The organism is Nocardioides albertanoniae (assembly GCF_006716315.1).
GTDB classification, from domain to species: Bacteria; Actinomycetota; Actinomycetes; order Propionibacteriales; family Nocardioidaceae; genus Nocardioides; species Nocardioides albertanoniae.
This window is the reverse complement of record NZ_VFOV01000001.1, coordinates 4424862-4451197: the sequence shown is the minus strand read 5'-3', so window position 1 is coordinate 4451197 and position 26336 is coordinate 4424862. Positions and strand designations below refer to the sequence as shown.

The window sequence follows — 26336 nt, the reverse complement described above, 5'->3', positions numbered from 1 at the left end:
GCCGTCGTCGTCGGATAGTTGATCAGGGGATAGTTCGGCACCGGATGGTTCGTTAAGATCTAGTTCATGACCGGACCACGTATCGACCTGCTGTTTCTGCTCAACCAGTCCGCTCACGCCTTCGCGGCTCAGGTCGGCGAGGCGCTGGCTGGCCTGGAGCTCTCGGTGCGGGAGTACTGCGTGCTGATGAAGGCCGCCGAGGGGGAGTACACCCAGAACGCCGTGGCCGAGATGGCGATGCTCGACAAGACCACGATGGTCACCACGCTCGACAACCTGGAGCGTCGCGGCCTCGCTGTGCGGCGCGTCTCGAGCACCGATCGCCGCGCGCGCATCGTCGCACTCACGCCGACCGGCTCGGCGCTGCTCGAGCAGGCCTCCAAGGCCTACAACGCCGCCGTCGCGGCAGCCCTCGAAGGTCTGGCGCCGAGCGAGGGCGAGGCGTTCATCGAGGCGCTCCAGCATCTGGTCGAGGGGCCGTGGGCGACGCCGTCGCACACGATGACGCTGAGGCGTCGTGCGCCGGCCTCCGGCAGCTGAGAAATAGGTCCACAACCGAATATCCCAAAATAGATTGTTTCATAACAAACAATCTTCTATGGTCGTATCCATGACGACCAAGACAGTCGCGCTCGCGACCCTTGCAGCGACTCAGCTGATGGTGATCCTCGACGGCACAGTGGTGACCGTCGCCCTACCCGCGATCCGCGACGACCTGGGCTTCGGCGACGCCGCACTGTCCTGGGTCGTCAACGGCTTCCTCCTCGCCTTCGCGATCGCCCTGCTCCCCGCCGGCCGAGCAGGCGACGTGCTCGGCACCCGCACCGTCTTCCTCGCCGGCTTGAGCCTCTTCACGTTCGCTTCGGCCTGGTGCGGCATCGCCTGGGATCCGGTCTCCCTGGTGCTCGCCGATTCGTCCAGGGCCTCGGCGGTGGCATCGCCTCGGCCGTGGTGCTCGGCATGATCGCCGGCCTCTACACCGAGGCCCGCGACCGGCTCCGTGCCTTCGCCGTGCTCGCCTTCGTGGGTTCGATCGGCGCTTCGGTCGGCACGGTCCTGGGCGGCGTACTCACCGAGGTCGCCTCCTGGCGCTGGGCCTTCCTGATCAACGTGCCGCTCGGGGTGATCGCTCTGGTCGTGGCGCTCCGCGCGGTGGAGGGTACGCCGCCCACCGGTGCCACGGGCGGCCTGATCCCACGCGGCCTGTTCGCCGAGCGTCGGTTCGGGATCGCCAACCTGATCCTGCTCACGGTGACCTTCGGCGGGTTCACGTTCCAGTTCGTCACCACCCTCTACCTCCAAGACGTGCTCGGCTTCGGCGCGCTCGTGACGGGCCTGGCGTTCCTCCCGGTCAGCACGGTGATCGCCGTCGCGAGCCTCGGGTTCAGCGCGGCGCTGGCGGAGCGGTTCGGTTCCGAGCGCATCCTGGTGGCCGGCATGCTCGGGTTCGTCGTCGGCACGCTCTACCTCGTGCGCCTGCCCGGTTCGCACGGCTTCGCGCTCGACGTGCTCCCGGGCGCGATCGTGATGGCGCTCGGTTTCGGGCTGGCGATGCCGCAGGTGACGTCGCTCGCGATGAGCGCGCTGGCGCCGGAGCATGCCGGGATCGGGTCGGGGCTGGCCACCACCACTCAGCAGGCCGGCGGCTTCCTCGGCACCCTGATCGCCGCAGGCCTGGTCACGACCGTCGGCTACGGCGCCGCCTACGCTTCGGCGTCGATCGCGCTCGCCGGCGGAGCGATCCTCGCGGCGTACCTGCTCGTGAATGCGGCCCGCGCCCGTGACCCGAAGGTCGCCGAGCGCGCGCCCGACGAAGCCGCCAGTCTCTGATCTGATCAGAAGCCGCCCGACCCTGGTGCTACCTCCGGACCGGGAGCACCAGGGTCGACGGGTTCGTCTTCGTGTGGTGGACCGTGAGGACGCCGGCGGCACCGCGGGCCAGCTGCTTCACGTTGGGCAGCAGGTGCGGGGCGTCGTAGGAGTGGACGGTGACGCGCAGGCGATGGCCCTTCTTGATCACGGCGCCGGTCGGAAAGACCTCGACGGGCACCCGGTAGATCTCGCCGGGCGTGACAGCCTGCTCGGCCTCGCGGGTGAACGGGTGCCAGGGCTGGATGACCTGGCCGTCGAGCCGCCTCGACTTCGAGTCCGTCACGGCTCGGTGGCGCAGGGTCTGCCAGCCGCCGGTGATCCGGTCGACCGCGCCGTCGGGGGCGACGTCCTCGACGGAGACCGAGACCAGGCCGTCGGTGCCGGTCGTCGAGATCGATAGGTCGGCGTTGATCGGGCCGGAGACTGCCAGGTCGGTCGTCGCCGGCGAGGTCTCGTACGAGACACCGAGCGCGTCGTTGACGCGGTTGTCGGTCGTGCAGCCAGGGATCGCGGCAGCGCCCGCGGTCCACTGCGACGTGCTGCGGGAGCAGAGCCCCTGCACCGGCAGCGGCGCGACGGAGTCACCGCCGGTCGGCTTCAGCGCCGACCCGAGGGCGTACGTCTCGGCCTCGACCTCAGAGCCGAGCCAGGAGCGCTGGGTGCGCCACGTGCCGGAGCCGATCTCGTGGTAGGTCACCGGGGCGACATCGGTGTCGAGGGCGGGGTCGGGCGTGCCCTTGATGTGGGTGTCGAACCAGCGCAGCGCCATCTCGTCCAGGTTGTTGATCCCGCTGCCCTCGAGGCCGGCGCCGGTCGCCGCCTCGGCGTGCGTCCACGGCCCGATGAGCAGCTTGGTGTCGACGCCGTTGCGCTGCATCCGGTCGAAGAGCATCGGCGCGCCGCGCTGGAAGATGTCGTACTGCCCGGCGGTCACGAACGTCGGCACGTCGATCTCGTCGACCACGCTCAGCGGCGACCGCTTCGTGTAGAACGGGCCGTCGTACGCCGCGTCGCCGGCCAGCGCAGCGGTGGCGAGCATCGGCACCTGGAACCCGAGCGCGCCGCCGGCGTGCTGCAGCAGGGTGAGCAGTGTCGCCTCGGGCTTGGTCTCGTTGACCGCCGGTGGCACGAGCCCTGAGCCGGTGACCAGGCCGAGCCAGAGCGGGATGAACCCGGCGTCGATCTGCCCGCCGGAGGCGACCACGTCGCGGTAGATGTCGCCTGCCGGGACGATGGGGAACATCGCCTTCAGCCCTCGCGGGTGCTGGGCGGCGGTGAAGAACTGGTTGATCGCCATGTAGGAGGCGCCCCACAGGCCGAGCTCGCCGTTGCTCCAAGGGCGCGCCTTCGACGTCGCCCAGTTGGCCACCTCCAGCCCGTCCTTCTGCTCGCGGTCGCCGAAGGAGTCCCACTGGCCGGCGGACGAGCCGGTGCCGCGTACGTCGGTCTGGACGGTGACATAGCCCCGCTGCACGAAGTAGTCGCCGCCCGCGCTGGCGAGGTTCTTGTTGTAGGGGTTCTGGGTCAGGAGCACCGGGAACCGGCCGGCTGCCGGGGTGCCGTCGTCGTCGGCCGGGCGGCGGATGTCGGCGCGAAGCACGACACCGTCCGACATCGTGAGCTCGACGTCCTTCTCGACGCTCACGCCGTACGTCGCGGGTCGGGGTTTCCACGCAGCGGCCGCCGACCCTTCGAGCGGATCAGCGGCGGCCGCCGGCGAGAGGGAGGTCGAGATCAGAGCCAGGGACGGAAGCAGGAAAGTCAGGACGCCGAGTTTCATGACTCACTCCAGTGTGTGGTGGGTATCACACGTCAAACGAGGAGCGAAATCCGGGGTTACGAGACCTCGGTCGGATATTGGATCGTGAGACTAAGTAGTCAGGGCCGGAGCGCCGGTGTGATCGATGACCGGTGCGCCCGTGGCGGCCGCGACCTCGTCGTAGCTCACGCCCGGCGCCAGCTCGACGAGTTCGAACGAGCCCTCGGACGTGCCGACGTCGAGCACACCCAGATCGGTGATGACCCGCTTCACGATGCCGCGCCCGGTCAGCGGCAGGTCGCAGGCGCTCAGCAGCTTGGGGGCGCCCTTCCTGGTGACGTGCTCCATCAGCACGATCACGCGTCCGGCTCCGGAGACCAGATCCATCGCGCCACCCATGCCCTTGACCATCTGGCCGGGCACCATCCAGTTGGCGATGTCACCGTTGGTCGCGACCTGCATCGCGCCCAGCACGGCGACGTCGATGTGGCCGCCACGGATCATCGCGAACGAGGTCGCCGAGTCGAAGTACGAGGCGCCGGCGAGCACGGTCACGGTCTGCTTGCCGGCGTTGATCAGGTCGGGGTCGACCTCGTCCTCGTAGGGGAACGGGCCGACGCCGAGGATGCCGTTCTCGGCGTGGAGCACGACCGTCGATGTCTCCGGGATGTAGTCGGGGATCAGCGTCGGCAGCCCGATCCCGAGGTTGACGTAGTCGCCGTCCTGCAGCTCCTGCGCGGCGCGAGCGGCCATCTGGTTGCGGTCCCAAGCCATGGCTCAGGCCTCCTTCGTGTCGGTCGTGGGCTCGGTGGGGCGCTCGCCTCGCGTCGTACGCTTCTCGATGTCCTTGCGTGCGGCCTGCTCGGGCGTCAGCGCCACGATCCTCTGCACGAAGATCCCCGGCAGATGTACGTCGGCGGCGGCGATCTCGCCGACCTCGACGACCTCCTCGGCCTCGACGATCGTGATCCGTCCGGCCATCGCCGCCGGCACGTTGAAGTTGCGGGTGGAGGCGTTGAACTGGGCGTTGCCGGCCCGGTCGATGCGGGTCGCGCGCACCAGTGCGACGTCGGTGACGATGCTCTCCTCGAGCACCATCTGCCGGCCGTGGAACTCCCTGACCTCCTTCGGTTCGGAGGCCTCCGCGATCGTGCCGTCGGGGTGGTAGCGGTAGGGGAGGCCTCCGTCGGAGACCATCGTGCCGACGCCGGTCGGGGTGTAGAAGGCGCCGATCCCGCTGCCGCCCGCGCGCATCCGCTCGGCCAGCGTGCCCTGCGGGGTGAGCTCGAGCGTGAGCTCGCCGGTCAGATACTGCCGGCCGAACTCCTTGTTCTCCCCGATGTAGCTGGCGATCACGCGGGAGATGCGGTGGTCGTCGAGCAGCAGTCCCAGGCCGGCGCCGTCGACGCCGCAGTTGTTGGAGACGACCGTCAGGTCGTCGGCGCCCTGCTCGCGCAGCGCCTCGATCAGGAACCACGGGATCCCCACCAGGCCGAAGCCGCCGACGGCCAGGCTCGCGCCGTTGTGAACGTCGGCGACCGCCTCCGCGGCCGATCCGACCACCTTGTCCAGACCCATATTTCTCCGCTCCCTCATGCTGGGACCGTACGCGTGCTTTCATGACTTGAGAAGTATCCATTTGCTGATTATTGACACTTCTGACGTCTTGACGTCTCTATGGCGCGAACAATGCGTGGGCGAGGCTATTGCGATAAGTTCGCATTTAGCGTTCTCCGTCGTCTCGGAGATCGCGCACACCCACCCCACGCAGATCCAAGAGGTGCCCATGCACGTCCCTGACGGCTTCCTCGACGCTCCGACCTCGATCGCCACCGGCGCCGTCGCTGTCGTCGCGGTCGGCGTCGCGCTCCGCGGCGCACGGCGCGAGCTCGACGACAAGACCGCCCCGCTGGCGGGGCTCGTCGCCGCATTCGTCTTCGCGACCCAGATGCTCAACTTCCCGGTCGGCGCAGGCACGAGCGGCCACCTGATGGGCGGCGCCTTGGCTGCCGTGCTGGTCGGCCCATGGACCGGGGTGCTGTGCGTCTCGGTCGTGCTGATCGTGCAGTCGCTGCTCTTCGCCGACGGCGGCATCACCGCGCTCGGCACCAACATCTTGCTGATGGCGGTCACGACCGTCGTGGTCGGCTGGTTCGTGAGCCGGGTGCTGATCAAGGTGCTGCCGAAGCGGGTCGGCCTCGTCGCGCCAGCGGCCGCGGTGGGTGCGTTCTTCTCCGTCCCGGCGGCGGCGCTGCTGTTCACCGGTTTCTACGCCGTCGGTGGCACTGCCGACATCTCGCTGACGACGCTGGCCACCGCCATGCTCGGGTGGCACACCGTCATCGGCCTCGGCGAGGCCGCCATCACGTTCCTCGCCGTGGGCGCGATCCTCTCCGTACGTCCCGACCTCGTCTACGCCGCGCGAGGCGTGATCGCCGAGCGCGACCTGGTCATCAAGCCGAAGGAGTCGGTCGCGTGAACGCCTCGACGAAGAACGGCCAGAAGAGGGCCGTGCCGTTCAAGTGGGTCGCGATCGGCATCGCCGTCGTCGCTCTGCTCCTGGCCGGTGTCGTCTCTTATTACGCCTCGGCCGACCCCGACGGCCTCGAGTACGTCGCCGGCAAGACGGGCTTCCTCGACAGCGCCTCCAACCACGGTGCGGCCGACGGCCCGCTGGCCGACTACTCGGCCAAGGGAGTCGACAACTCTCGGCTCTCCGGCGGTCTGGCCGGCGTGATCGGCACCGTCGTGGTGCTCGTCGGCGCGGGCGGGCTCGCCCTGGTCGTACGTCGCCGCTCCTCGTCCTCGTCCTCGTCGGGGGAGTAGGACCGTGTCGCTGCCCGCACATCTGAAGGTGGTGGCTCTGGTCGGCTTCATGCTCGTCGTGGTCGCTACGCCACGGGAGTGGTTCGCGGCGTACGCGATCTTTCTCGCCGTGCTCGTGGCTGTCGCCGTGGCGGCGCGGGTGCGTCCGGGGTGGCTGATCAAGCGGATGGTCGTCGAGACGCCGTTCGTGGTCTTCGCGGTGCTGATGCCGTTCATCGCGCAGGGGCCGCGGGTCGATGTGCTCGGTCTGAGCTTGAGCGAGTCGGGGCTGCTCTCGGCGTGGGGACTGCTCGCCAAGGGCACCCTCGGTGTCATCGCTGGGCTGCTGCTGGCCGCGACCACCGCACCTCACGAGCTGGTGCGCGGGCTGGAGCGGTTGCGGCTGCCTCAGCAGCTGGTGCAGATCATGGCCTTCATGGTGCGCTATCTCGAGGTCGTGACCGACGAGATGCGCCGGATGTCGGTGGCCCGGGCCTCGCGGGGTTTCGTCGCCCGCAACCCGCTCCACTGGCCGGTGCTCGCCCGGTCGGTCGGCGCCCTGTTCATCCGCTCCTTCGAGCGTGGCGAGCGTGTGCACCTCGCGATGGTCTCCCGCGGCTACACAGGCAGAATGCCGACCATGGACAAGGTGGAACGACGATGACGACGCCGGTGCTCGAGGTGCGCGGCCTGGCCTTCGCCTATCCCGACGGTCATCAGGCACTCTTCGGTGTCGATCTGCACGTCCACCGCGGCGAGCGGGTGGCGCTGCTGGGCCCCAACGGCGCCGGCAAGACCACGCTCGTCCACCACCTCAACGGCATCCACCTCGCCGGTGCCGGCTCGGTCGCGGTGAGCGGTCTGCCGGTGACCAAGGCCAACATCAAGGAGATCCGCCGCCGCGTCGGCATCGTCTTCCAGGACCCCGACGACCAGCTCTTCATGGGCACCGTCCGCGAGGACGTCGCCTTCGGCCCCGCCAACCTGGGCCTTCGCGGCGAGGCGTTGGAGGCGAAGGTCGCCGAGGCGCTCGCGAAGGTCGGCATGGAGGAGTTCGCCGACCGGCCGCCCCACCACCTCTCCTTCGGCCAGCGTCGCCGTGTCGCGGTGGCCACGGTGCTAGCGATGGACCCCGAGATCCTGGTGCTCGACGAGCCGTCCTCCAACCTCGACCCTGCCTCCCGCCGCGAGCTCGCCGACATCATCCGCGATCTCGACGTCACCGTCCTGATGGTCACCCACGACCTGCCGTACGCTCTCGAGCTCTGCGAACGCTCGGTCATCCTCGACGGCGGCGTCGTCGCCTCCGAAGGCCCCACAGTCGACGTACTCTCCGACGCAGACCTCATGCGCGCCCACCGCCTCGAGCTCCCCTTCGGCTTCGACCCCGTCGCCGCCGCCACCACCCTCTGACCGAGGAGTCACCCCTGCAGGGTGAGAGGTCACTCGTGCAGGGTGAGGCGTCGCTCGTGCAGGGTGAGGAGTAACTTCTGCAGGGTGAGGTGTCACCCGTGCAGGTCGAGAGGTCACGCCTGCCAACTCGACCTGCAGGACTGACGCTTCGACCTGCAGAAGTGACGCCTCGACCTGCACACGTGACTTCTCGACCTGCAGAAGCGACGTCTCGGCGGGGGAAGGTCAGTCGGCGAGGCGGCGGGAGCGGTAGTGGATCTTGGCGCTGACGTAGCCGCGCCAGCCGACGAGGGTGAGGCCGAGGAAGAGGATCGAGACGACGAGGAAGGCGGGGGCGAGGCCTTCGCCGGTGAGTCCGCGGAGCACCATCCCGATGGCGTACGTCCCGAGCCAGACCAGCACGCCGGCCGGCCAGGCGCGCGTGGCGGGCCAGCGACGCCAGGCGAGCACCGCCCAGGCCACGGCGAGCCCGACCAGGAAGGGCCAGGCGATGCGGAGCACGACGAGCGCGGGGCCGGCGTCGTGCGACTGGCGGCCGGCGAAGGCGAAGAGGAGCACGAAGAAGACGTCGACGACGAAGGCAGCGACCGCCCACCTGGGCGCGAGCCCGGCGATGAGAGGCGAGTGGTCGTCAGGCTTCGTGGAGGGCATGGAGCACAGCCTACGAGCAGGCTCGCAGGCGCACCTACGAGGCCAGCCAGGCCCCGTTGCGCATCACCCGCGTCGGCCGTAGCGACTCGTCGGTGAGCACCAGGTCGGCTCGCGCGCCCACGTCGAGCCTGCCGGCGTCGAGACCGGCGACCGAGGCCGGCCGCAGGCTGGCGGCCTTCATGAGCATCGCCAGGTCGATCCCCGCGCCGGCATGTCGACGCACCTGGTCCAGGAGTCGAGAGGTGCCGCCCGCGATCGAGCCGTTGCCGGTGCCGTCGGCGATGCGGGCGACCCCGGAGCGTACCTCCACCGAGAGCGGACCGAGCTGATAGTCACCGTCGTCCATCCCGGCCGCGGCCATCGCATCGGTGACGAGCACGACCGCGCCGGGCACCATGGACATCACGGAGCGGACCGTCTCGTCGTCGAGGTGTACGCCGTCGGCGATCAGCTCCACGCACGCATCGCCCACACCGGCGGCCCCCAGCGAGCCGAGCACGGGGCCGGGGTCGCGATGGTGAACAGGCGGCATCCCGTTGAACAGATGGGTGACCAGGCTGCCCGCACCGGCGAGAAACGAGCGGGTCAGCGCGGCGTCGGCCGCGGTGTGGCCCAGCGCCACGACGGCGCTGGAGTCGGCGAGCACGGCGGCCACCTCGTCGGCGCCGGGCAGCTCGGCGGCGAGCGTCATCATCCGCAGATGTCCGCGTCCGGCCGCGACCAGCTCGCGGGTCAGGCCCGCGTCGGGGGCGAGAAGAAGCGACGGGTCGTGGGCGCCGCGGCACGAATGAGCGAGGAACGGACCCTCCAGGTGGATCCCGGCGATCAGCCCCGAGTCGGCGGCGTCCGCCAGCACCGAGACGACCTCCAGCAGACGAGCCGGTGCGTCGGTGACGGTCGAGGCGAGCAGCGTGGTCGTGCCGGCGGTGTGGTGCACCCCGGCAGCCGTCGTGATCTCCTCGAGCGAGGTGGAGTGGAAGGACGCGCCGCCACCGCCGTGATTGTGCAGGTCGACGAGCCCGGGCAGCAGGATCCCCGACGACTCCGGATCGCCGTCAGCCGGCGCGCGCACCTGCGAGATCGCCCCCGAGGCAACCGTGACGACGACGTCGTCGAAGCCACCCGGCCGAGGCACCCGGCCGCGTACGACATGGTCTAGATCCATCGTTTGAACCAGATTCTCGTGAGCCAGTCCTGTCGGGTGAGCATCTCGTCGGTGTAGATCGGCCAGAACCAGGCGAAGTTGCAGACCACCAGGGCGACGAAGATGCCGACCGCGATCGCGCCACCGAACCGGCGACGGATGCCGGGCGTGCCGGGCGCCCCCGGAGGCGCTCCGGCGCGGGAGGGTGGTCGGTCCAGCAGCTTGCCCAGACACAGGCACAGGCCGAGCACCAGGAACGGCAGGGCGATGATCATGTAGAACGAGAAGATCGGGCGGCCGGCATATTGCAGCCACGGCAGCCACGTCGAGAGCACCCCGACCACGGCGACCCCGAACCGCCAGTCACGCGCGGCGACCCACATGAACGCCGAGACGATCAGCGCGAGGAAAGCACCCCACCACAGCACCGGGGTGCCGAGCAGCAGCACCTGCCGCAGGCACGTGCCGGCCTCTTGGGAGCCGGCACCGTCGGGGTCGGTCTTCGGCGTCGCCTCGCACCTCTCGCCGCGCGACTTCTCGCCGGAGAGGATGCCGGTGTCGGCGGCGACCCCGACAGGCCTGTTCAGCAGCAGCCAGCCCGCCGGGTGCGACCCGTAGGTGTGCTCGGCGCACTCCAGGAAGTGGGTGTGGAAGGTGTAGACGTCGCGGTGGTAGTACCAGAGCGAGCGCAGCGACTGGGTGGCCTCGCCGAACCCCGACGCGTCCGGCTCGGTCGCGGTCGGCCAGCGCTTCTCGTTGAGGTTGTCGGGCACGTAGGACTTGTCCTCGCAGTGACCCTCGCCGGTGTAGCGCGTGTATTGCGTCGCCGAGAGCGACTCCTCATAGACGTCGGCGTGGGCCATCCACGGGATCCACGTCATCACGTAGACCGCGAGCGCGACCCCGACCAGGTGCACGAACGCCGTCGGACCGTCCGCCACGCACGCACGCAGCCAGGAGAGACGTACGCCGAAGGAACGGCGCATCCCCGCTGACCAGGCCACATAGAGCAGCCCGAAGGCGGCCAGCGGATAGAGCGCCTCCCACTTGCAGCCGATCGCCAGCCCCCACGCGATGCCCGAGCACAGGAGCCACGGGCGGAACAGCAGGCGGCGGACCGGGCCCCACGCGCCCGGCTCGGAGAGCTGAGCAGGCACGAGCGCGGCGAAGCGCCGTCGGCACCAGTCGCGGTCCATCACCATCAGGTGCACCGCGAGGAGCAGGAAGAAGGCGACGAAGAGGTCGAGCAGAGCCAGCCGCGAGAGCACGAACGCGAGCCCGTCGAAGGTGACCAGGATGCCGCCGATGATGCCGAGCAGCATGGAGCCGGAGACGCGGCGTACGAACCGGATCGTCAGCAGCACCAGCAATGAACCGACCACGACAGAAGCGATCCGCCAGCCGAACGGATCCATACCAAATAGTTTGATACCGACCGAAATGATCCATTTGCCGACATCCGGGTGGACGATCATCGACGGTCCGTCGGCGAACTGGCCGGTCAGCCGCCCGGCCAGGATGTTGTCGTCGGCGCCCTCGATGAAGTTGCGGGCGTAGCCGAACTTCGACAAGGCCCAGGCGTCCTTGGCGTAGTAGGTCTCGTCGAACGCGAAGACCTTCGGCGTGCTCAGATGCCACAACCGCAGCAGGAACGCGAGCGCGGTGATCCCGATCGTCGCCGCCCAACCGGCCCGGGCGGAGCCGTCGAAGCGCTGTCGGGCACGCTCCCAGGCGGTCGGCAGCGGGTGTCCCGAGGGGGTGCTGGCCAGGCCCTCCATGGGCTCCGGCTCCTCGGTCACCGTCGTCGTCACGAGGGAACCATATAAGCCTGCAACAATATCGGTGTGGTAGATCCAGAGGACGGCGTGCTCGTACTTGCGGCAACCCCGATCGGACGCGTCGAGGACGCCCCGCCCCGGCTGGCCTCGGAGCTGGCCACCGCCGACGTGATCGCCGCCGAGGACACCCGCCGCCTGCGCCGGCTGACCACCGATCTCGGTGTCGAGATCAAGGGTCGCATCGTGTCCTACTTCGAGGGCAACGAGAGCTCGCGCACCCCGACCCTGCTGGCCGATCTCCTCGACGGCAACCGCGTGCTGCTGGTCACCGACGCCGGCATGCCCAGCGTCTCCGACCCCGGCTACCGCCTCGTCGCCGCCGCGGTAGAGGAGGACGTACGCGTCACCGCTGTGCCCGGCCCCAGCGCCGTGCTGACCGCCCTGGCCGTCAGCGGCCTCCCCGTCGACCGGTTCTGCTTCGAGGGCTTCCTGCCCCGCAAGGCCGGCGAACGCGGCCGCCGCCTCGCGAGCCTCGCGAAGGAGGAGCGCACCATGGTCTTCTTCGAGGCGCCCCACCGCACCGAGGCCGCCCTCGCAGCCATGCGCGACGCCTTCGGTGACCAGCGCGCCGCCGCGGTCTGCCGCGAGCTGACCAAGACCCACGAAGAGGTACGCCGCGGCCCTCTCGCCGAGCTGGTCGGCTGGGCCGCCGAAGGCATCAGGGGAGAGGTCACCATCGTCGTCACCGGCGCCGACCCCTCCGCCGAGATCGGCAACGATCCCGAGAGCCTCCGTGAAGCCGTCGCCGACCTGGAGCGCGAGGGCCGCACCAAGAAGGAAGCCATCGCCGAGACGGCCAAGCGCGCGGGCGTGCCCAAACGCGAGGTCTACGATCTCGTGCACAAGAGCATGTAGAAGACTGGTGAGCATGAGCTTCGCCCCGGCACCCGAGCCGCTGCCCGCACCGGTCGTCGACAACCACACCCACCTCGACATCGTGCGGGGCGAGGAGAGCCTCCCGGTCGAGGAGGCGCTGGCCCAGGCGGCCGCGGTCGGTGTCACCAGGGTCGCCCAGATCGGCTGCGATCTTCCCGGTGCTCGCTGGGCGGTGGAGGCCGCCGCGACGTACGACAACATGGTCGCGGGCGTCGCGCTCCACCCCAACGACGCTCCTCACCAGCCCGACCTCGAGGCCGCGCTCGACGAGATCGAGAAGCTTGCCGGCGCGCACGAGAAGGTGCGCATCGTGGGCGAGACGGGGATGGACTTCTTCCGCACCGACGAGGACGGCCGCGAGACCCAGGCCTACTCGTTCCGGCGCCACATCGACATCGCCAAGCGTCTCGACAAGACGCTGATGATCCACGACCGTGACGCCCACGACGCGGTGCTCGAGGTGATCGACAGCGTCGGCGCCACCGACCGCTGGGTGATGCACTGCTTCTCCGGCGACCCCGAGTTCGCCCGCCGGTGCCTCGATCGCGGCGCCTATCTCTCCTTCGCCGGCACCGTCACGTTCAAGAACGCTCAATATCTCCGCGACGCCCTCGCCATCACGCCCCAGGACCGCATCCTGGTCGAGACCGACGCTCCGTTCCTGACGCCTCACCCGCACCGCGGAGCGATCAACTCGTCCTACATGATCCCGCTGACGATGCGGGTGATGGCGCAGACGCGGGGCGAGGATCTCGAGGAGCTCTGCCACGCGGTCAACACCAACACCGAGACCGCCTTCGGCGGCACCTGGTAGCACTCCGAGAACGCCAGAAGGAAGACAAGGAGAAGGGCCCGAGGCGATCGCCTCGGGCCCTTCGACGTGGATCAGGTCAGGAGACGTTGATCTTCATCGTGCCCTTGCGCTCGTCGGAGGAGAGCACCTGGATCTTCACACCGCTGCCGGCGGTCTTGGTCGAGTGCGCCGGGTTGGCCTCGTTCCAGTAGGCCGTCTCCGAGCTGTCGTCGAACGTGCTGACGCCCTTGCGGCTCGGCACGTCGAGGACGTTGTTCTCGGCGTCCGCGACCTCGCTCTCGAGGTGCAGCCGGTCGGTGCGGTCGACATCGAACGTCGAGTCGTAGCCCTGCATCCGGTTGCGGGACAGGGTGCCGTCGGACCACTTCTGGGCGCCCGCGGTGGCGTCGACGACCAGCGCCTGCCCACCACCGGGGTGCTGGGAGGTGTTGTTGTCGGTGAACGCGCCGTTCTGGAACCAGATCAGCAGGCCGTCCTGGTAGGCGTAGTGGTCGACCTTGTCGGGCGCGGTGACCCCGTAACCGAAGTTGTACGGGCCGGTGGCCAGGGTCTTGTCGTAGCCCTTGTACTGCCGGTTCTCGGCGATGTAGGAGCGCGAGAACGTCTCGGTGTAGGAGCCGTCGGTGATGCCCATGTACTCGTTGACGGTCCAGTCGTCGAACGACGAGAAGTCCGTGCTGTACGCCGAGCCGACCGCGAGGTCGTCGATGGCGAAGCCGTAGTAGGCGACGCCGCCGTCGTTGGAGGTGCGGAAGCGGAGCTTCACGTTCTGCCCCGCGTACGCAGCCAGGTCAGCAGTCAGGTCGACGTACTCCTCCGGGTTGTGGTCGGCGCAGTTGCCGTCACAGGTGCTGTCGGAGGTGCCGCTGATGCCGTTGTTGTAGTCGGCCTCGGACAGGTTCGTTGCCAGCGGCGAGCTCCAGGTGGTGCCGCCGTCGGTCGAGGCCTCCACGAAGGTGAAGTCGTACTCCGCTTCGAGGTCGTACTTCACCTTGGCCGAGAGCGTGCCGCCCTCGGGCACCGCGATCTCCGGGCTGACCGCGGTGGCCGTACGGTCATCGCCCCTGCCGGAGTAGAGGAAGGTCTTGCCCGACGTGCCGGAGCCGACGTCGTGGGTCGCCTCGCCGTCGGGAAGGTTGACGACGAGCGCCTGTGGGGTCTTGTCGCCGGTGTCGTGATAGCTCGGGCCGAGCGTCAGCTTCTTGGAGGAGCCGGCCTCGACGGTGTCGTAGTTGAGCCAGCCGAGGAAGAGCTTCTCCGGGGCGCCCATGTGGTTGGGGGTGGTGCCGATGGTGCCGTCACCGTGACCCAGCCAGGAGCCGGAGCTCATCAGGGTCCAGAAGCCGGTGCCGTTCTCGCCGCCGTTGGTGTCGTAGAAGTCCGGCAGGCCGAGGTCGTGGCCGAACTCGTGGGTGAAGACGCCCAGGCCGCCGTTCTCGGGCTCGGTGGTGTAGTCACGGATCCAGATGTCGGTGTTGCCGATCTTGACGCCGCCGGCCTTCGGGAAGTCGGCGGGGCCGTCGGAGCCGGAGGCGTTGGCGGCCCAGCGGTGCGACCAGATGGTCCACGGGTCGGCGCCGGCCTCCTCGCCCTCGCCGGAGTGGATCGCCTGGAAGTGGTCGATGTAGCCGTCGGGCTCGTTGAAGTTGCCGTCGCCGTCGAGGTCGTAGCGGTCCCAGATGTCGTAGCTCTGGAGGTACTCGGTGATCTCGGCGTCGGTCTTGCCGGAGGCCTTCTGCGCGTCGTACCAGGCGTTGGCGCTGTCCTGGATGTAGTTCTTCATCGACGCGGCGCTCTCGTCACCGGTCTCGTCCTGGTAGTAGGACTCGGCGTGCGGGAGGGTCACCCAGTCGCTGACGTCGCCCTTGAGGTCGAAGCGGCCGCTCGACATCTCCTTGTAGGCGTTGTGGAAGGACTCGGCGCCCTTCGTCTCGTTGAAGAACATGTCCTTGTAGTGCTGCTGGGAGAAGTCCTTCTCCCAGTAGGTCGAGTTGTCGTCCTCGCCGGGCGCCTCGATCTCGTTGTGGAGCGGGCCCGAGGTGTTCTCGGGGAAGGCCGGGTTGCCGCCCTCGCCGAACTCGACCAGGAAGCTCAGCAGCTGGGACTGCTCGGTGGGCTCGTGCTCCACCCAGTGGGCGTTCTTGCCCGAACCCATCTTGACGACCTGGCTGCCGTTCTTGGTGACCGTCTTCTTCTCGCCCGAGGCGACGGCGGTGGCGGCGTTGGACTTGAGCTCGCGGCGCTTGGTGTTGAGCGCATCGGGCTTGTCATCGACCTTCTGCTTCACCGCGGCTGCTGCTCGGGTGCCCGTTTCCTCGGCGGCGCTGGCCGACGAGTGAGCCAGGGCCACTGGCGTCACGCCGGCGACCGCGACCGCGGCGATAACGCTGGTAAGGCGTCTGTTCATCGTTCCTCCGGAGTCTGGTGACATCGCGCACATCTGCCTACCCGAGAACCGACCGGCACGACGGGCCATCACGACACAGATGACCTCGGAGTACCTCACCAAGCAATGCAGGCGCCTGTAAAGGATTTGTCGCCTATTGGTCAACCGGCACGATATTTCGTGGCGGGATTACGACATTTACCCGGATCAACCGGCTTGACCTGCGGTTTTGATGTGGTGAATCGCACGCATGTTGTTTGGCTTGTCGGGTATTGACAGCTGTCTAGACCAGTCGAACGATGCCGATATTGCATCCTTGTGATTGCTTCCGGAATGGACAGAAGACTTGCATTTAACCGATTGGTTTTGTTCCTCTGGTCGGCGAGAAAGCCGGGATCGGGATAGATCCGGACGGTGTTGGGGAGGGCCTCAGCGCGCAGATCATTCGATCTCGTAACGCCGTTCGCCCGTGCCCGGAGAGCGCAAACATCGGAGCAACGTGTCCGTCAGCAGCATCAACTCGCGGATCCGCAACATCGCATCCACCCGCCGGCGCAAGGCCATCCTGGTCGGCGGGCTCGCCGCAGCAGTGGTCGCCGGAGGGGGCGCTGCGTACGGCGTGAAGACGTCCCAGACCGACGTCATCGTCTCGGTCGACGGCAAGGCCAAGGACGTCAGCGTCAACGCCGACACCGTCGGTGATGTTCTCGAGGCCGAGGGCATCAAGGTCGGCGACCGCGACGCGGTCGCTCCCTCGACCGACACCAAGGTCGAGGACGGCAGCGCGATCAGCGTGCGCTACGCACGGCAGCTGAGCCTCGAGGTCGACGGCAAGGACCAGGAGCACTGGGTCACCGCGACCACCGTCGGCGGTGCGCTCTCCGAGCTCGGCCGTGACTTCGACCGCGCCAAGCTCTCCACCAGCCGCGGCGCCTACATCGGCCGCGACGGGATGTCGCTCGACGTCGTCACCCCGAAGACCGTCAAGGTCGAGCTGGCCGGCAAGAAGGCCAAGAAGGTCGACGTCGCCGCGATCACCGTCGGCGATGCGCTCAAGGAGCTCGACGTCAAGCTCGAGCGCCGCGACAAGGTCAGCCCTGCGGCCGACAAGACGCTGAAGAGCGGTCAGAAGATCGTCTACACCGACTTCTCCTCCAAGACCCAGAAGGTCGCCCGCGAGACCGTCGAGGCTCCGGTCAAGGAGCAGGAGGACCCGTCGCTGCCCGAGGGCGAGACCAAGGTCGTCGAGGAGGGCTCCGACGGGGCCCGTGCGGTGACCTACCGCGTCGTCTACAAGAACGGCGAGGCCGTCTCCAGGAAGGTGCTCGAGCAGAAGTCGCTCGAGAAGGCCGAGACGCGCGTCGTCAAGGTCGGCACCAAGGTGGAGGAAGAGCCTGCGCCCAACTTCGCCGGCGGCAGCAGCGTCTGGGACCAGCTCGCCCAGTGCGAGTCCGGCGGCAACTGGTCGATCAACACCGGCAACGGCTACTACGGTGGTCTGCAGTTCAACGCCGAGACCTGGCACGCGTACGGCGGCAGCGGTCTCCCGCACGAGAACAGCCGTGAGGCCCAGATCGCGGTCGCCGAGAAGGTCCGCGACGCCAACGGTGGCGGCTACGGCTCCTGGCCCGCCTGCTCGCAGAGCATGGGCCTGCCGCAGTAATCCAGCCGCGAGTCGGCGCATCTGCCCCAGAGATCGGGCTCGAGTCGGCGCGTCTGCCCCAACAACGTGGGACAGACGCGTCGACTCGGCGTTGTGGGGCGGGACAGATGCGCCGACTCGGCGTGGTGGGGCCTACGCTGTGGTCATGACCGACCGCACTCCGCCGCGCCTGTTGGGTCCGGCGGAAGTCAGGTCGCTGGCGGCTGAGCTCGACCTTCGCCCGACCAAGCAGCGTGGGCAGAACTTCGTCATCGACGCCAACACCGTGCGCCGGATCGTTCGCGAGTCCGGCGTCGGCGCCGATGACGTCGTGGTGGAAGTCGGCCCCGGGCTGGGTTCGCTGACCCTCGCCATCCTCGAGACGGGCGCGAAGGTCACCGCCATCGAGATCGACGCCGACCTCGCCGAGCGGCTGCCGCGAACCATCGACGACTACGCCCCCGCCCAGGCCGGCGCGTTCAGCCTGGTGCACGCCGACGCTCTGAGGGTGGAGTCGGTGCCCGGACCGCCGCCCACCGCGCTGGTCGCCAACCTCCCCTACAACGTCTCGGTGCCGGTGCTGCTGCACCTGATGTCGCTGCTGCCGTCGTTGGAGCGCGGCCTGGTGATGGTGCAGTCCGAGGTCGCCGACCGACTGGCCGCCAAGCCGGGCTCGAAGGTCTACGGAGTCCCCTCGGTCAAGGCCGCCTGGTATGCCGACGTACGCCGCGCCGGCGCGATCGGCCGCAACGTCTTCTGGCCGGCACCCAACGTCGACTCCGGGCTCGTCGCCTGGACCCACCGTGAGCCTCCGGCCGGTGCTGTCGGGTCGAGCTCAGGCGGATCCGTGACCCGCGAGGAGGTGTTCGCAGTGGTGGACGCAGCCTTCGCGCAACGCCGCAAGGCGCTGCGCGGCGTACTCAAGCCTCTGGCCGGCTCCGCCGCGGCCGCCGAGTCCGCGCTCGTCGCGGCCGGTGTCGACCCGCTCGCCCGCGGAGAGTCGCTGACCATCCACGATTTCGTACGCATCGCCGACTCGCTGCGGTCCGGTGATGTCGTCGAGGAGCCCCGATGAGTGTCACCGTCCGTGCGGCCGCGAAGTTCAACCTGCACCTCGGGGTGGGGGCTGTGCGCGACGACGGCTTCCATCCGCTCGCGACCGTCTACCACGCGATCGGCCTCTACGACGACGTCAGCGTGAGCGACGCCGATCGGTGGGAGGTCGTGGTCACCGCGGAGGACCGCATCGCGGTGCACGAGGTGCCGACCGGTGACGACAACATCGTGGTGCGGGCCGGGCGGGCGCTCACCGAGCACCACGGCATCGGCAACGCGGCACGGATCGCGATCCACAAGGGCATCCCGGTCGCCGGCGGCCTGGCCGGCGGATCAGCCGATGCGGCCGCCACGCTCGTCGCGCTCGACCGGCTGTGGTCGCTGCAGACCTCCGACGACGACCTGCTGAGCCTCGCGGCCGAGCTGGGCTCCGACGTACCTTTCGCGCTCGTCGGCGCCACCGCCATCGGCCGCGGCCGCGGCGAGATCGTCGCGCCGGTCGCCGACAACGGCGCGTGGTGGTGGGTCGCTGTCGGCAACGAGCAGGGCCTGTCGACCCCGTCGGTCTATCGCGCCTTCGACGAGCTCACCCGCGGCGGATCAGGCGACCCCGAGGTGCCCGAACCCTTGCTCGCCGCCCTGGAGAAGGGCGACGTGGAGCTTCTCGCCGAGGCTCTCGCCAACGATCTTCAGGCGCCGGCACTCGCGCTGCGTCCTGACCTGGCCCAGACCTTCGCCGACGCCGAAGAGGCCGGCGCCCTCGCCGTGCAGCTCTCCGGCTCCGGCCCGACCGTGCTGCTGCTCTGCCGCGACGCCACCCACGCCCGCGAGGTCGCCGGCGCGATGCAAGCCCTGGACCACCCCCGCGTCTGGACCGCCCCCGGCCCCGTCGCCGGCGCCCACGTCATCACCTACTGACTCCGGATCCTGTCGAGAAGTCAGGTCTGCAGGTCGAGTTGGCAACTCCGTGCCAACTCGACCTGCAGGAGCGACGTCTCGGCGGGGTGGGTCAGGCTGCGCTGGAGATGACCTCGTCGGAGATGGCTGCGGCGGCACGTCGCAGGTGGCGGGTGATGCTGGCGGCGTTGAAGCCGGAGGGGTTGCCGGAGATGGAGACGGCGGCGATGGCGCGTCCGTCGACCATGATCGGCACAGCGGCGCTGACGATGCCGAGCTGAGCCTCTTCGCGGTCGAACGCGATGCGCTCGCTGTTGGTGCGTCGGAGCTCGGCGAGGAACTTCGCCGGGTCGCCGTGCGAGTGCCTGGTACGCCGCACCAGCCCTGACTCGAGCACTGCTGCGATGTGCGTGCGGTCGCTGAAGGCGAGGATGGCCTTGCCGAGCGCGGAGCACGCGGCAGGTGCGCGCCCGCCGACGTACGTCTCGGTCTGGATGCCGCCACGTCCGGCGATCTTCTCGAGGATGACGACGTCGGTGCCCTCGAGGATGGCGAGCTGGACGGACTTGCCGGTCGCCACGAAGAGCTCGGCCAGATGCGGCATCGCGGTCTCGCGGATGCCCTGAGGCCGGCAGATCTGCACGGCGTTGCCGAGCTCGAAGAGCCTGCGCCCGAGCACGTAGTGGCGACCGGTGCGCTCGACGTAGCCGCTCTGCTCGAGCTGCCGCAGGAGCCGGAACGCGGTGGACTTGGGTAGGCCGGCGGTGCGCGCGATCTCGCTCACGCCCAGCTTGGGACCAGCGCCGAGAAATGCCTCCAGGATCTGGAGGGCCTTCGTCGCAGACGGGGTCGCCGAGGGGGTCGTTCTCTCGGCGCCTTCATGGTCGTGCTGACTAGCCAGGGAGGGGATAGCAGTGACGCTCATGGGGGGCTCCTTTACTGAGGCGGAGACACCATGAAAGGGGGATCTGGTGGCTCCAACTCTCTGTGACACCAGTCACTGTAACGATCGTTCCGGAGGTTGAGCCGGAAATGTCGGATAAATCTCATTCCTGACCTGCGAAGATAGATGACACGGCATGCAGTTGTATGCGTTTCCGACCGTTAGCGTCGTAGATCCTCTGTGGGTCTACGGTAGTTGGTCAGTGACTGCTCTGTGCATGAAACGACCGGGCCATGATCAGGTGAGCCAGCAGGTCTGATGTCGTCTCTGGTGGCATGTCGGTGCCGTCGAGCGCCTCGGCGAAGAGGAGTCCGTCGCCGATCGAGACCAGGAGAGTGGCCATCTCCTCGGCGTCGGGCGGGTCGACCTCGAGAGCGCCGCGGATCCAGCGGGCCAGGTCGTCGCGGGTCTGGTGGCGGACGGCCACGAACCTGTCGCGGCCGGGCAGCGGCTCGGCCCGCTTGGGGAGCACGAGCATCAACCCGATGCGCAGGAACGGGGGCAGGTCGCGCAGGCTCGCCACGAGCGGGGTCAGCATGACGGGGAGGTCGGTGGCCCGGTCGACATCCGCGCCCAGCGGCAGCCACGAGGACTGTGCGCGGTGCCAGGCCCGGTAGGAGTCGTCGACGGCCGCCGAGAACAGGTCGTCCTTGTTCTCGAAGTGCCAGTAGACCGAGGATGCCCGCATGCCCGCCGTGGCACAGATCCGGCTGATCGAGGCGCCCTCGTAGCCGCTCTCCGCGGCCACCTCGAGCGCTGCCGCGATCAGTCTCTCGCGGCTGCTGCTCCCGATCTCGTACGTCATCGGCGGCCGTGCCGCCACGGCCGGCGAGACCTCGGGCGCATCCCGGAGGTGGTCGGCGATCTCGACGAGACCGTCGGCGAGACGTCGCAGGAGCGGGTCGAGGTCGGCGTTCTCGTCGGTCTGGAGGTGGACGAAGAGGCCGTCGTGTGCGGCGAGGGTCAGTTGCGCGATGGTCTTGACGTGTGCGGACGGAAGGTCGGTCGCCTGTGACCACCACTGCTCGAACTCGGCCCGCACCTGCGCGCGGATCCGGAGGAAGCGCTCCCGTGGGCCGTCGCCGACCGTCGGCCCGGACTCGATGGCGAGGATCAGCCCCATCCGCCACCAGTCGGCCTTGGCGTCGCCGGTGCCCGAGGTGGTGCGGCGGATGTTGGCGAGCAGCGCCTCGCGCAGATCCTCGCCGTCGGTGGCCGGCGCCCAACGTCGCCCGCCCCGGCGCCATCGTGCATGGCCGTGCTCGAGGGCCTCGGCGAGCAGCTCGTCCTTGTTGGAGAAGTGCCAGTAGAGGGACGACGGCGGCAGCTGGGTCGCGCGGCGCACCAGCGCCATCGTGGTGCCGACATAGCCCCTGGCTGCGGCGAGGCCGAGCGCGGCGTCGAGGATGACCTGCCTCGAGCCATGACCGCGACCCCGAGGCACCTTGTCCGACATTGCACCGAGTGTAGGGATTCGGTCCTGGGTGTGGGCCACGGCGTGCCGCTGGGCGGGCGTGATCGGATCTGGTCCGGGGCCCGCGATGATGGCCGCCTCACCACTCTCGGGGACAATGGGAGGCGATATGGCGAACCTCCTCAACCTCGAGCACGTCTCCAAGGCGTACGGCATCCGGCCCCTTCTCGACGACGTCTCCCTCGGCATCAACGCCGGTGAGCGGATCGGCATCGTCGGCCGCAACGGCGACGGGAAGACGACGCTGCTGCAGGTGATGACCGGCCTGGAGGAGCCCGACTCCGGCCGGGTCTCGCGCCAGCGCGGGCTGCTGGTCGGCTTCCTGCACCAGGGTGACCAGCTCGTCGACTCCCACAGCGTGCGCGAGGCCGTGCTCGGTGGGCGCTCGGACCACGAATGGGCCGGCGTACCCGCTCTGCGCGAGATCGTGGAGCAGCTCTTGGCCGGGATCGACCTCGACCGGGCGGTGGTGGGGCTCTCCGGCGGCGAGCGCCGTCGCTGCGCGCTGGCGGAGCTGCTGCTCGGCGACCATGACCTGATCGTGCTCGACGAGCCCACCAACCACCTCGATGTCGAGGCCGTCGCCTGGCTCGCCTCGCACCTGGCCAAGCGCACCTCCGCGCTCGTCGTGGTCACTCACGACCGCTGGTTCCTCGATGCGGTCTGCCAGTTCACCTGGGAGGTGCACGACGGGGCCGTCGACGCCTATGAGGGCGGCTATGCCGCGTTCGTGCTCGCCAAGGCGGAGCGGTCTCGCCAGGCGGCCGCCACCGAGGTGCGCCGTCAGAACCTCGTCCGCAAGGAGCTGGCCTGGCTGCGTCGCGGCGCCCCGGCGCGTACGTCGAAGCCGAAGTTCCGCATCGACGCCGCCAACCAGCTCATCGAGGACGTACCTCCGCCCCGTGACCGCTTCGAGCTGCAGAAGTTCGCCACCCAGCGGCTCGGCAAGGACGTCATCGACGTCGAGGACGTCGACCTCTTCCGCGGCGAGCGGCAGCTCCTGTCGCACGCCACCTGGCGCATCGGCCCCGGCGACCGGATCGGCATCGTCGGCGTCAACGGCGCCGGCAAGACCTCGGTGCTGTCGCTGCTCGACGGCTCCCTCCCGCCGGCGGTCGGGAAGGTACGCCACGGCCGCACCATCGCTCTTCAGCACCTGACCCAGCAGCTCGACGACCTCGACCCCGAGGCGCGGGTGCTGCCGACGGTGGAGTCGATCAAGCGGGTCACCAAGACGACCGACGGTCAGGAGCTCTCGGCGACCTCGATGCTCGAGCGCTTCGGGTTCACCGGTGACAAGCTGGTCACCCGTATCGGAGACCTCTCCGGTGGCGAGCGCCGTCGCTTCCAGCTCCTGCGGCTGCTGCTGACCGAGCCCAACGTGCTGCTCCTCGACGAGCCCACCAACGACCTCGACATCGATACGCTCAACGTGCTCGAGGACTTCCTCGACGCCTGGCCCGGCACCCTGATCGTCGTCTCCCACGACCGTTACTTCCTCGAGCGCGTCACCGACTCCGTCTGGGCCCTGCTCGGCGACGGCCAGATCTCCATGCTTCCCAGAGGCGTCGACGAGTATCTCGAGCGCCGCCTCCCCATCCCCGCGCCGAGCGGGGGAGCCACCGCCGAGACGTCAGGCCTGCAGGCCGAGACGTCATCTGTGCAGGCCGAGACGTCACCGTCGAGCACCGCGAAGGCCAAGCCCGGCTCCGCCGAGGAGCGTGCCGCGAAGAAGGTCGTCGCTCGCATCGACAAGCAGCTCGAACGTATCTCCGAGCAGCAGCAGAAGCTCGAGCTCGCGATGGCCGAGGCGGTCAACGACTACACCAAGCTCGCCGACCTGAGCGCCGAGCTCGACAAGCTCTCCGCCGAGAAGGACGACCTCGAGATGGAGTGGCTCGAGGCCGCCGAGGTGCTGGAGTAGCCCGCGGCTGCGTACGCCATGTGTGCCGAGTCGGCGCATCCTGACAAGATTTCGCGTCGAGTCGGCTCGTCATAACGAGCCGACTCGACGGGGTTTTCGGTCAGAACGAGCCGACTCGGCGTACGGGGTCAGGACGAGAACGGGACGAGCAGGCGTCGCAGCAGGTCGGTGAGGTGGCCCTGCTGATCGTCGGAGAGGCCGTCGAGGAACTCGCGCTCGGCGGCGAGCAGGGCCTCGAAGGCGCTGTCGACGGTGGCCTTGCCGTCGGGGGTGAGGCGTACGAGCACGCCTCGGCGGTCGGCCGGGTCGGGCAGGCGTTCCACCAGCCCGCGCGCGGTGAGCCGGTCGACGCGGTTGGTCATCGTGCCGCTGGTCACGAGGGTCTCGCGCAGCAGCCGTCCGGGGGAGAGCTCGTAGGGGGCGCCCGCCCGGCGCAGTGCGGCGAGCACGTCGAACTCCCACGACTCGATCCCGGATCCGGAGAATGCGTCGCGTCGGGCGAGGTCGAGATGACGAGAGAGCCTGGAGAGCCGCGAGAAGATCTCGACGGGCCCGAGGTCCAGGTCGGGTCGCTCGTGTGCCCAGGCCTCGCTCAGGTCGTCGACTTCGTCGCGCATGACCAAACCCTAGCCCAGGACCGCTCCATCGAGAATCTTGACATCGAGACAAGTCGGGTGGAGGATCGATATATCTTGACATCAAGACAAACCTAAGGACGTACGCCATGCCCGCATGGGATCCCGAGCGCTACCTCACCTACTCCGACGAGCGGGCGCGCCCGCTCGTCGACCTGCTTCGCCGCGTCGACGCCGATCAGCCGAACGATGTCGTCGATCTCGGCTGCGGCCCGGGCAACCTGACTGCCCTTGCGGCGGCCCGCTGGCCGGGCGCGCGCGTCGTCGGCGTCGACTCCAGTGCCCCGATGATCGACAAGGCGCGCGCGAGCGTCGACGGGGTCGACTTCGCAGTCGCCGACCTGCGTGACTGGGCCGAGTCGGCGCAGCCTGCCTCGGTCGACGTGCTCCTCTCCAATGCCACCCTCCAGTGGGTCCCCGGCCACCTGGATCTGCTCCCGATCCTCGCCGGCACGGTCAAGCGAGGTGGCTGGTTCGCCTTCCAGGTGCCGGGCAACTTCGCCGAGCCCAGCCATACGCTGCGCGCGGAGCTCGCCGCCGAGGAGCCGTACGCCGCCCATGTCGAGCATCTCGAGGCGCCCGGGTCGCACGATCCGGCCGACTACTACGACGCACTCGTGGGGGAGGGGTTCGAGGTCGACGCCTGGGAGACGACCTACCTCCATGTGTTGACCGGCGAGGACCCCGTCTTCACCTGGATCTCCGGGACCAGTCTGCGACCGACGGCGGCGGCGCTCGAGAAGGTGGGACTGTTCGAGCCTTTCGCCGATGAGCTCCGAGAACGTCTGTCACGGGCCTATCCCGTACGAAACGATTCGGTAGGAAACAGTTTCGTCCTGCTCCCGTTCCGTCGCATCTTCGTCGCTGCCCGCAGGCTGACGTCATGATGCGCATCCACCATGTGCAGGTCGGGATGCCTGCCGGTCGGGAGGGCGACGCCAGGATCTTCTATGCCGACGGGCTCGGGCTGGTCGAGGTGCCGAAGCCGGCGGAGCTGGCCACACGTGGCGGCGCCTGGTTCCGCTCGCCGGGTGGCGCGGAGATCCATCTCGGCGTCGAGGATCCGCACCGGCCGCAGGCCAAGGCCCACCCTGCTCTCGCAGTCGAGACCGAGGCGGATCTCGAAGCCGTCGGGGCGAGGCTCGCCGGCATGGGCTTCGAGGTCGACTGGAGTCAGCGCCACAACGCCGGTGACTTCCAGCGTTTCCACGTGCACGATCCGTTCGGCAACCGCGTCGAGATTGTGTGGCAGGTCACGGACTAGCACGATCTCCGGCTCCGCGTAGGCGAAAAGCAGAATCAGCCGAAAACCGAGCCGTAACGCCTACTGGTCTGGACCGTTGTCCCCCGGGGGATGCAACGACGATGCCAGGAATGATGCAAGAAATGATGGAAGGCAAGACTTTGACTGACGACGTGACCGTCCCCCAGCCTCGGGACGCGGAGACGACGAGCGTGGTCAATCGAGTCCGCAGGGCTCAGGGCCAGCTCGGTGGCGTGCTCCGCATGATCGAAGACGGCCGCGAGCTCGCCGATGTGGTCGGCCAGCTCAAGGCAGTGACCCGCGCTCTCGACAAGGCTGCCTTCGCGCTGCTCTCCAACGAGCTGCGTCGCGCCCACTCCGACGGAGATCGTCCGGAGCAGATCGAGGAGCTCGAGAAGGTCTTCCTCTCCCTCTCCTGATCTCGGGCCAGGAGAGGGGAGGAGGTTACCCTCGGGTAACCTATCCAGCATGAGCCAGCTCTACGACCTCTGGAAGTCCTTCAACCGCGTGCCGGTTGTGGGCAAGCGAGCATTCTCGGTCGCGTTCGCGAAGAAGGCGCCCTACTTCGGCAGCATTCACCCGCTGGTCAACCAGCTGCGGCCGAACTACGCCGAGGTCATCGTGCCCAACCGCAAGGGCAACCACAACCACATCGGCACCGTGCACGCCATCGCGCTGTGCAACGGCCTCGAGATGGCGATGGGCGCGCTCGCGGAGGTCACCATCCCGCGCGACAAGCGCTGGATCCCCAAGGGCATGACCGTCTCCTACACCGCCAAGGCGTCCACCGACATCACCTGCATCGCGGAGACCGACCAGGAGCAGTGGGACACCGCCGACGGCGACCTCGCCGTGCGCGTCAAGGGCGTCCGCGAGGACGGCACCGTCGCCATCGAGGGCACCATCAACCTCTGGGTGACCCCGAAGAAGAAGTAAGACCTCA

At 68.8% G+C, this 26336-nt stretch carries 27 protein-coding genes; 17 read left to right on the top strand and 10 right to left on the bottom strand.

The annotated features are described in order from the left end of the window. Positions 1-66 precede the first annotated feature (66 nt). From FB381_RS21310 to FB381_RS21300, 3 genes are all read left to right on the top strand, one after another. Positions 67-540: a MarR family winged helix-turn-helix transcriptional regulator gene (locus tag FB381_RS21310; RefSeq protein ID WP_141782136.1), complete on the top strand. Its 474-nt coding sequence runs from the start codon at positions 67-69 to the stop codon at positions 538-540. Between the two features lie 70 nt (positions 541-610). Further along, entirely contained in the window at positions 611-964 is a 354-nt protein-coding gene (locus tag FB381_RS24500) for an MFS transporter (protein WP_170225262.1), read from the top strand. Then, a complete protein-coding gene (locus tag FB381_RS21300) occupies positions 961-1830 on the top strand; it encodes an MFS transporter (protein WP_281285081.1) in 870 nt (289 codons plus the stop codon). Before FB381_RS24500 ends, FB381_RS21300 begins: the two co-directional genes overlap by 4 nt. Before the next feature lie 28 nt (positions 1831-1858). Here the strand turns inward: FB381_RS21300 and FB381_RS21295 are convergent, their stop codons facing one another. The 3 genes from FB381_RS21295 to FB381_RS21285 all read right to left on the bottom strand — a co-directional run bounded on the left by FB381_RS21295 (position 1859) and on the right by FB381_RS21285 (position 5227). Then, entirely contained in the window at positions 1859-3652 is a 1794-nt protein-coding gene (locus FB381_RS21295; RefSeq protein ID WP_141782133.1) for a CocE/NonD family hydrolase, read from the bottom strand. A 90-nt stretch (positions 3653-3742) separates the two neighbouring features. Beyond that, positions 3743-4405 carry a 3-oxoacid CoA-transferase subunit B gene (locus tag FB381_RS21290; protein ID WP_141782132.1) on the bottom strand — a complete coding sequence of 221 codons (663 nt, stop codon included), beginning with the start codon at positions 4403-4405 and terminating at the stop codon, positions 3743-3745. Between the two features lie 3 nt (positions 4406-4408). Then, positions 4409-5227, bottom strand: coding sequence for a CoA transferase subunit A (locus tag FB381_RS21285; RefSeq protein WP_246088246.1), 819 nt, complete (start codon positions 5225-5227; stop codon positions 4409-4411). Positions 5228-5417: 190 nt separating this feature from the next. Between FB381_RS21285 and FB381_RS21280 the strand changes: the two genes are divergently transcribed. The 4 genes from FB381_RS21280 to FB381_RS21265 are packed head-to-tail and all read left to right on the top strand — an operon-like array spanning position 5418 to position 7849. Further along, on the top strand, positions 5418-6110 hold the full coding sequence (locus tag FB381_RS21280) for an energy-coupling factor ABC transporter permease (RefSeq protein ID WP_141782131.1): 693 nt from the start codon (positions 5418-5420) through the stop codon (positions 6108-6110). Further along, on the top strand, positions 6107-6457 hold the full coding sequence (locus FB381_RS21275; protein WP_141782130.1) for a PDGLE domain-containing protein: 351 nt from the start codon (positions 6107-6109) through the stop codon (positions 6455-6457). Before FB381_RS21280 ends, FB381_RS21275 begins: the two co-directional genes overlap by 4 nt. A gap of 4 nt (positions 6458-6461) precedes the next feature. Beyond that, positions 6462-7100: a cobalt ECF transporter T component CbiQ gene (cbiQ, locus tag FB381_RS21270; RefSeq protein ID WP_246088245.1), complete on the top strand. Its 639-nt coding sequence runs from the start codon at positions 6462-6464 to the stop codon at positions 7098-7100. Beyond that, entirely contained in the window at positions 7097-7849 is a 753-nt protein-coding gene (locus tag FB381_RS21265; protein WP_141782129.1) for an energy-coupling factor ABC transporter ATP-binding protein, read from the top strand. The genes cbiQ and FB381_RS21265 overlap by 4 nt, the downstream gene beginning before the upstream one ends. A gap of 225 nt (positions 7850-8074) precedes the next feature. Here the strand turns inward: FB381_RS21265 and FB381_RS21255 are convergent, their stop codons facing one another. The 3 genes from FB381_RS21255 to FB381_RS21245 are packed head-to-tail and all read right to left on the bottom strand — an operon-like array spanning position 8075 to position 11455. After that, positions 8075-8500 carry a DUF3054 domain-containing protein gene (locus FB381_RS21255; protein ID WP_141782128.1) on the bottom strand — a complete coding sequence of 142 codons (426 nt, stop codon included), beginning with the start codon at positions 8498-8500 and terminating at the stop codon, positions 8075-8077. Between the two features lie 34 nt (positions 8501-8534). Continuing rightward, positions 8535-9665: an N-acetylglucosamine-6-phosphate deacetylase gene (locus FB381_RS21250; protein WP_141782127.1), complete on the bottom strand. Its 1131-nt coding sequence runs from the start codon at positions 9663-9665 to the stop codon at positions 8535-8537. Further along, entirely contained in the window at positions 9656-11455 is a 1800-nt protein-coding gene (locus tag FB381_RS21245; RefSeq protein ID WP_141782126.1) for a dolichyl-phosphate-mannose--protein mannosyltransferase, read from the bottom strand. The genes FB381_RS21250 and FB381_RS21245 overlap by 10 nt, the downstream gene beginning before the upstream one ends. A gap of 33 nt (positions 11456-11488) precedes the next feature. On the opposite strand from FB381_RS21245, the gene rsmI reads away from it, so the two are divergent. Further along, positions 11489-12337 carry a 16S rRNA (cytidine(1402)-2'-O)-methyltransferase gene (gene rsmI / locus FB381_RS21240; protein WP_141782125.1) on the top strand — a complete coding sequence of 283 codons (849 nt, stop codon included), beginning with the start codon at positions 11489-11491 and terminating at the stop codon, positions 12335-12337. A gap of 13 nt (positions 12338-12350) precedes the next feature. Next, on the top strand, positions 12351-13172 hold the full coding sequence (locus FB381_RS21235; RefSeq protein WP_170225260.1) for a TatD family hydrolase: 822 nt from the start codon (positions 12351-12353) through the stop codon (positions 13170-13172). Between the two features lie 76 nt (positions 13173-13248). On the opposite strand, the gene FB381_RS21230 is transcribed toward FB381_RS21235, so the two are convergent. Then, positions 13249-15579 (bottom strand): M6 family metalloprotease domain-containing protein, encoded by a 2331-nt coding sequence (locus tag FB381_RS21230; RefSeq protein ID WP_141782123.1) that lies wholly within the window; start codon positions 15577-15579, stop codon positions 13249-13251. A gap of 478 nt (positions 15580-16057) precedes the next feature. On the opposite strand from FB381_RS21230, the gene FB381_RS24495 reads away from it, so the two are divergent. The 3 genes from FB381_RS24495 (at position 16058) to FB381_RS21215 (ending at position 19174) form a co-directional block, all read left to right on the top strand. Next, a complete protein-coding gene (locus FB381_RS24495) occupies positions 16058-17221 on the top strand; it encodes a resuscitation-promoting factor (protein WP_141782122.1) in 1164 nt (387 codons plus the stop codon). A gap of 145 nt (positions 17222-17366) precedes the next feature. Continuing rightward, the gene (gene rsmA / locus FB381_RS21220; protein WP_141782121.1) at positions 17367-18275 is read left to right on the top strand and encodes a 16S rRNA (adenine(1518)-N(6)/adenine(1519)-N(6))-dimethyltransferase RsmA; all 909 of its coding nucleotides are present in this window, start codon (positions 17367-17369) and stop codon (positions 18273-18275) included. After that, positions 18272-19174 (top strand): 4-(cytidine 5'-diphospho)-2-C-methyl-D-erythritol kinase, encoded by a 903-nt coding sequence (locus FB381_RS21215; protein ID WP_141782120.1) that lies wholly within the window; start codon positions 18272-18274, stop codon positions 19172-19174. Before rsmA ends, FB381_RS21215 begins: the two co-directional genes overlap by 4 nt. A gap of 91 nt (positions 19175-19265) precedes the next feature. On the opposite strand, the gene FB381_RS21210 is transcribed toward FB381_RS21215, so the two are convergent. Continuing rightward, complete coding sequence (locus tag FB381_RS21210) at positions 19266-20078, bottom strand: IclR family transcriptional regulator (protein ID WP_141782119.1); 813 nt, start codon at positions 20076-20078, stop codon at positions 19266-19268. Between the two features lie 217 nt (positions 20079-20295). Beyond that, a complete protein-coding gene (locus tag FB381_RS21205) occupies positions 20296-21552 on the bottom strand; it encodes a TetR/AcrR family transcriptional regulator (RefSeq protein WP_170225259.1) in 1257 nt (418 codons plus the stop codon). Between the two features lie 127 nt (positions 21553-21679). Here FB381_RS21205 and FB381_RS21200 point away from each other — a divergent pair, with 127 nt between their 5' ends. Continuing rightward, the gene (locus FB381_RS21200) at positions 21680-23494 is read left to right on the top strand and encodes an ABC-F family ATP-binding cassette domain-containing protein (RefSeq protein WP_141782117.1); all 1815 of its coding nucleotides are present in this window, start codon (positions 21680-21682) and stop codon (positions 23492-23494) included. A 128-nt stretch (positions 23495-23622) separates the two neighbouring features. Here FB381_RS21200 and FB381_RS21195 read toward each other — a convergent pair whose 3' ends face one another. Further along, positions 23623-24111 carry a MarR family winged helix-turn-helix transcriptional regulator gene (locus FB381_RS21195; protein WP_141782116.1) on the bottom strand — a complete coding sequence of 163 codons (489 nt, stop codon included), beginning with the start codon at positions 24109-24111 and terminating at the stop codon, positions 23623-23625. A gap of 107 nt (positions 24112-24218) precedes the next feature. On the opposite strand from FB381_RS21195, the gene FB381_RS21190 reads away from it, so the two are divergent. From FB381_RS21190 to FB381_RS21175, 4 genes are all read left to right on the top strand, one after another. Next, positions 24219-25016, top strand: coding sequence for a methyltransferase domain-containing protein (locus FB381_RS21190; protein ID WP_141782115.1), 798 nt, complete (start codon positions 24219-24221; stop codon positions 25014-25016). Next, on the top strand, positions 25013-25393 hold the full coding sequence (locus tag FB381_RS21185; protein WP_141782114.1) for a VOC family protein: 381 nt from the start codon (positions 25013-25015) through the stop codon (positions 25391-25393). Before FB381_RS21190 ends, FB381_RS21185 begins: the two co-directional genes overlap by 4 nt. A gap of 152 nt (positions 25394-25545) precedes the next feature. Next, a complete protein-coding gene (locus tag FB381_RS21180; protein ID WP_141782113.1) occupies positions 25546-25812 on the top strand; it encodes a metal-sensitive transcriptional regulator in 267 nt (88 codons plus the stop codon). Positions 25813-25861: 49 nt separating this feature from the next. Continuing rightward, positions 25862-26329, top strand: coding sequence for a hotdog fold domain-containing protein (locus FB381_RS21175; protein ID WP_141782112.1), 468 nt, complete (start codon positions 25862-25864; stop codon positions 26327-26329). Positions 26330-26336: the final 7 nt, after the last annotated feature.

Coding starts and splice junctions, on each gene's coding strand:
- FB381_RS21310 (WP_141782136.1), top strand. CDS start 67: ATGACCGGACCACGTATCGACCTGCTGTTTCTGCTCAACCAGTCCGCT.
- FB381_RS24500 (WP_170225262.1), top strand. CDS start 611: ATGACGACCAAGACAGTCGCGCTCGCGACCCTTGCAGCGACTCAGCTG.
- FB381_RS21300 (WP_281285081.1), top strand. CDS start 961: ATGATCGCCGGCCTCTACACCGAGGCCCGCGACCGGCTCCGTGCCTTC.
- FB381_RS21295 (WP_141782133.1), bottom strand. CDS start 3,652: ATGAAACTCGGCGTCCTGACTTTCCTGCTTCCGTCCCTGGCTCTGATC.
- FB381_RS21290 (WP_141782132.1), bottom strand. CDS start 4,405: ATGGCTTGGGACCGCAACCAGATGGCCGCTCGCGCCGCGCAGGAGCTG.
- FB381_RS21285 (WP_246088246.1), bottom strand. CDS start 5,227: ATGAGGGAGCGGAGAAATATGGGTCTGGACAAGGTGGTCGGATCGGCC.
- FB381_RS21280 (WP_141782131.1), top strand. CDS start 5,418: ATGCACGTCCCTGACGGCTTCCTCGACGCTCCGACCTCGATCGCCACC.
- FB381_RS21265 (WP_141782129.1), top strand. CDS start 7,097: ATGACGACGCCGGTGCTCGAGGTGCGCGGCCTGGCCTTCGCCTATCCC.
- FB381_RS21255 (WP_141782128.1), bottom strand. CDS start 8,500: ATGCCCTCCACGAAGCCTGACGACCACTCGCCTCTCATCGCCGGGCTC.
- FB381_RS21250 (WP_141782127.1), bottom strand. CDS start 9,665: ATGGATCTAGACCATGTCGTACGCGGCCGGGTGCCTCGGCCGGGTGGC.
- FB381_RS21235 (WP_170225260.1), top strand. CDS start 12,351: ATGAGCTTCGCCCCGGCACCCGAGCCGCTGCCCGCACCGGTCGTCGAC.
- FB381_RS21230 (WP_141782123.1), bottom strand. CDS start 15,579: ATGAACAGACGCCTTACCAGCGTTATCGCCGCGGTCGCGGTCGCCGGC.
- rsmA (WP_141782121.1), top strand. CDS start 17,367: ATGACCGACCGCACTCCGCCGCGCCTGTTGGGTCCGGCGGAAGTCAGG.
- FB381_RS21215 (WP_141782120.1), top strand. CDS start 18,272: ATGAGTGTCACCGTCCGTGCGGCCGCGAAGTTCAACCTGCACCTCGGG.
- FB381_RS21210 (WP_141782119.1), bottom strand. CDS start 20,078: ATGAGCGTCACTGCTATCCCCTCCCTGGCTAGTCAGCACGACCATGAA.
- FB381_RS21205 (WP_170225259.1), bottom strand. CDS start 21,552: ATGTCGGACAAGGTGCCTCGGGGTCGCGGTCATGGCTCGAGGCAGGTC.
- FB381_RS21200 (WP_141782117.1), top strand. CDS start 21,680: ATGGCGAACCTCCTCAACCTCGAGCACGTCTCCAAGGCGTACGGCATC.
- FB381_RS21195 (WP_141782116.1), bottom strand. CDS start 24,111: ATGCGCGACGAAGTCGACGACCTGAGCGAGGCCTGGGCACACGAGCGA.
- FB381_RS21190 (WP_141782115.1), top strand. CDS start 24,219: ATGCCCGCATGGGATCCCGAGCGCTACCTCACCTACTCCGACGAGCGG.
- FB381_RS21185 (WP_141782114.1), top strand. CDS start 25,013: ATGATGCGCATCCACCATGTGCAGGTCGGGATGCCTGCCGGTCGGGAG.
- FB381_RS21175 (WP_141782112.1), top strand. CDS start 25,862: ATGAGCCAGCTCTACGACCTCTGGAAGTCCTTCAACCGCGTGCCGGTT.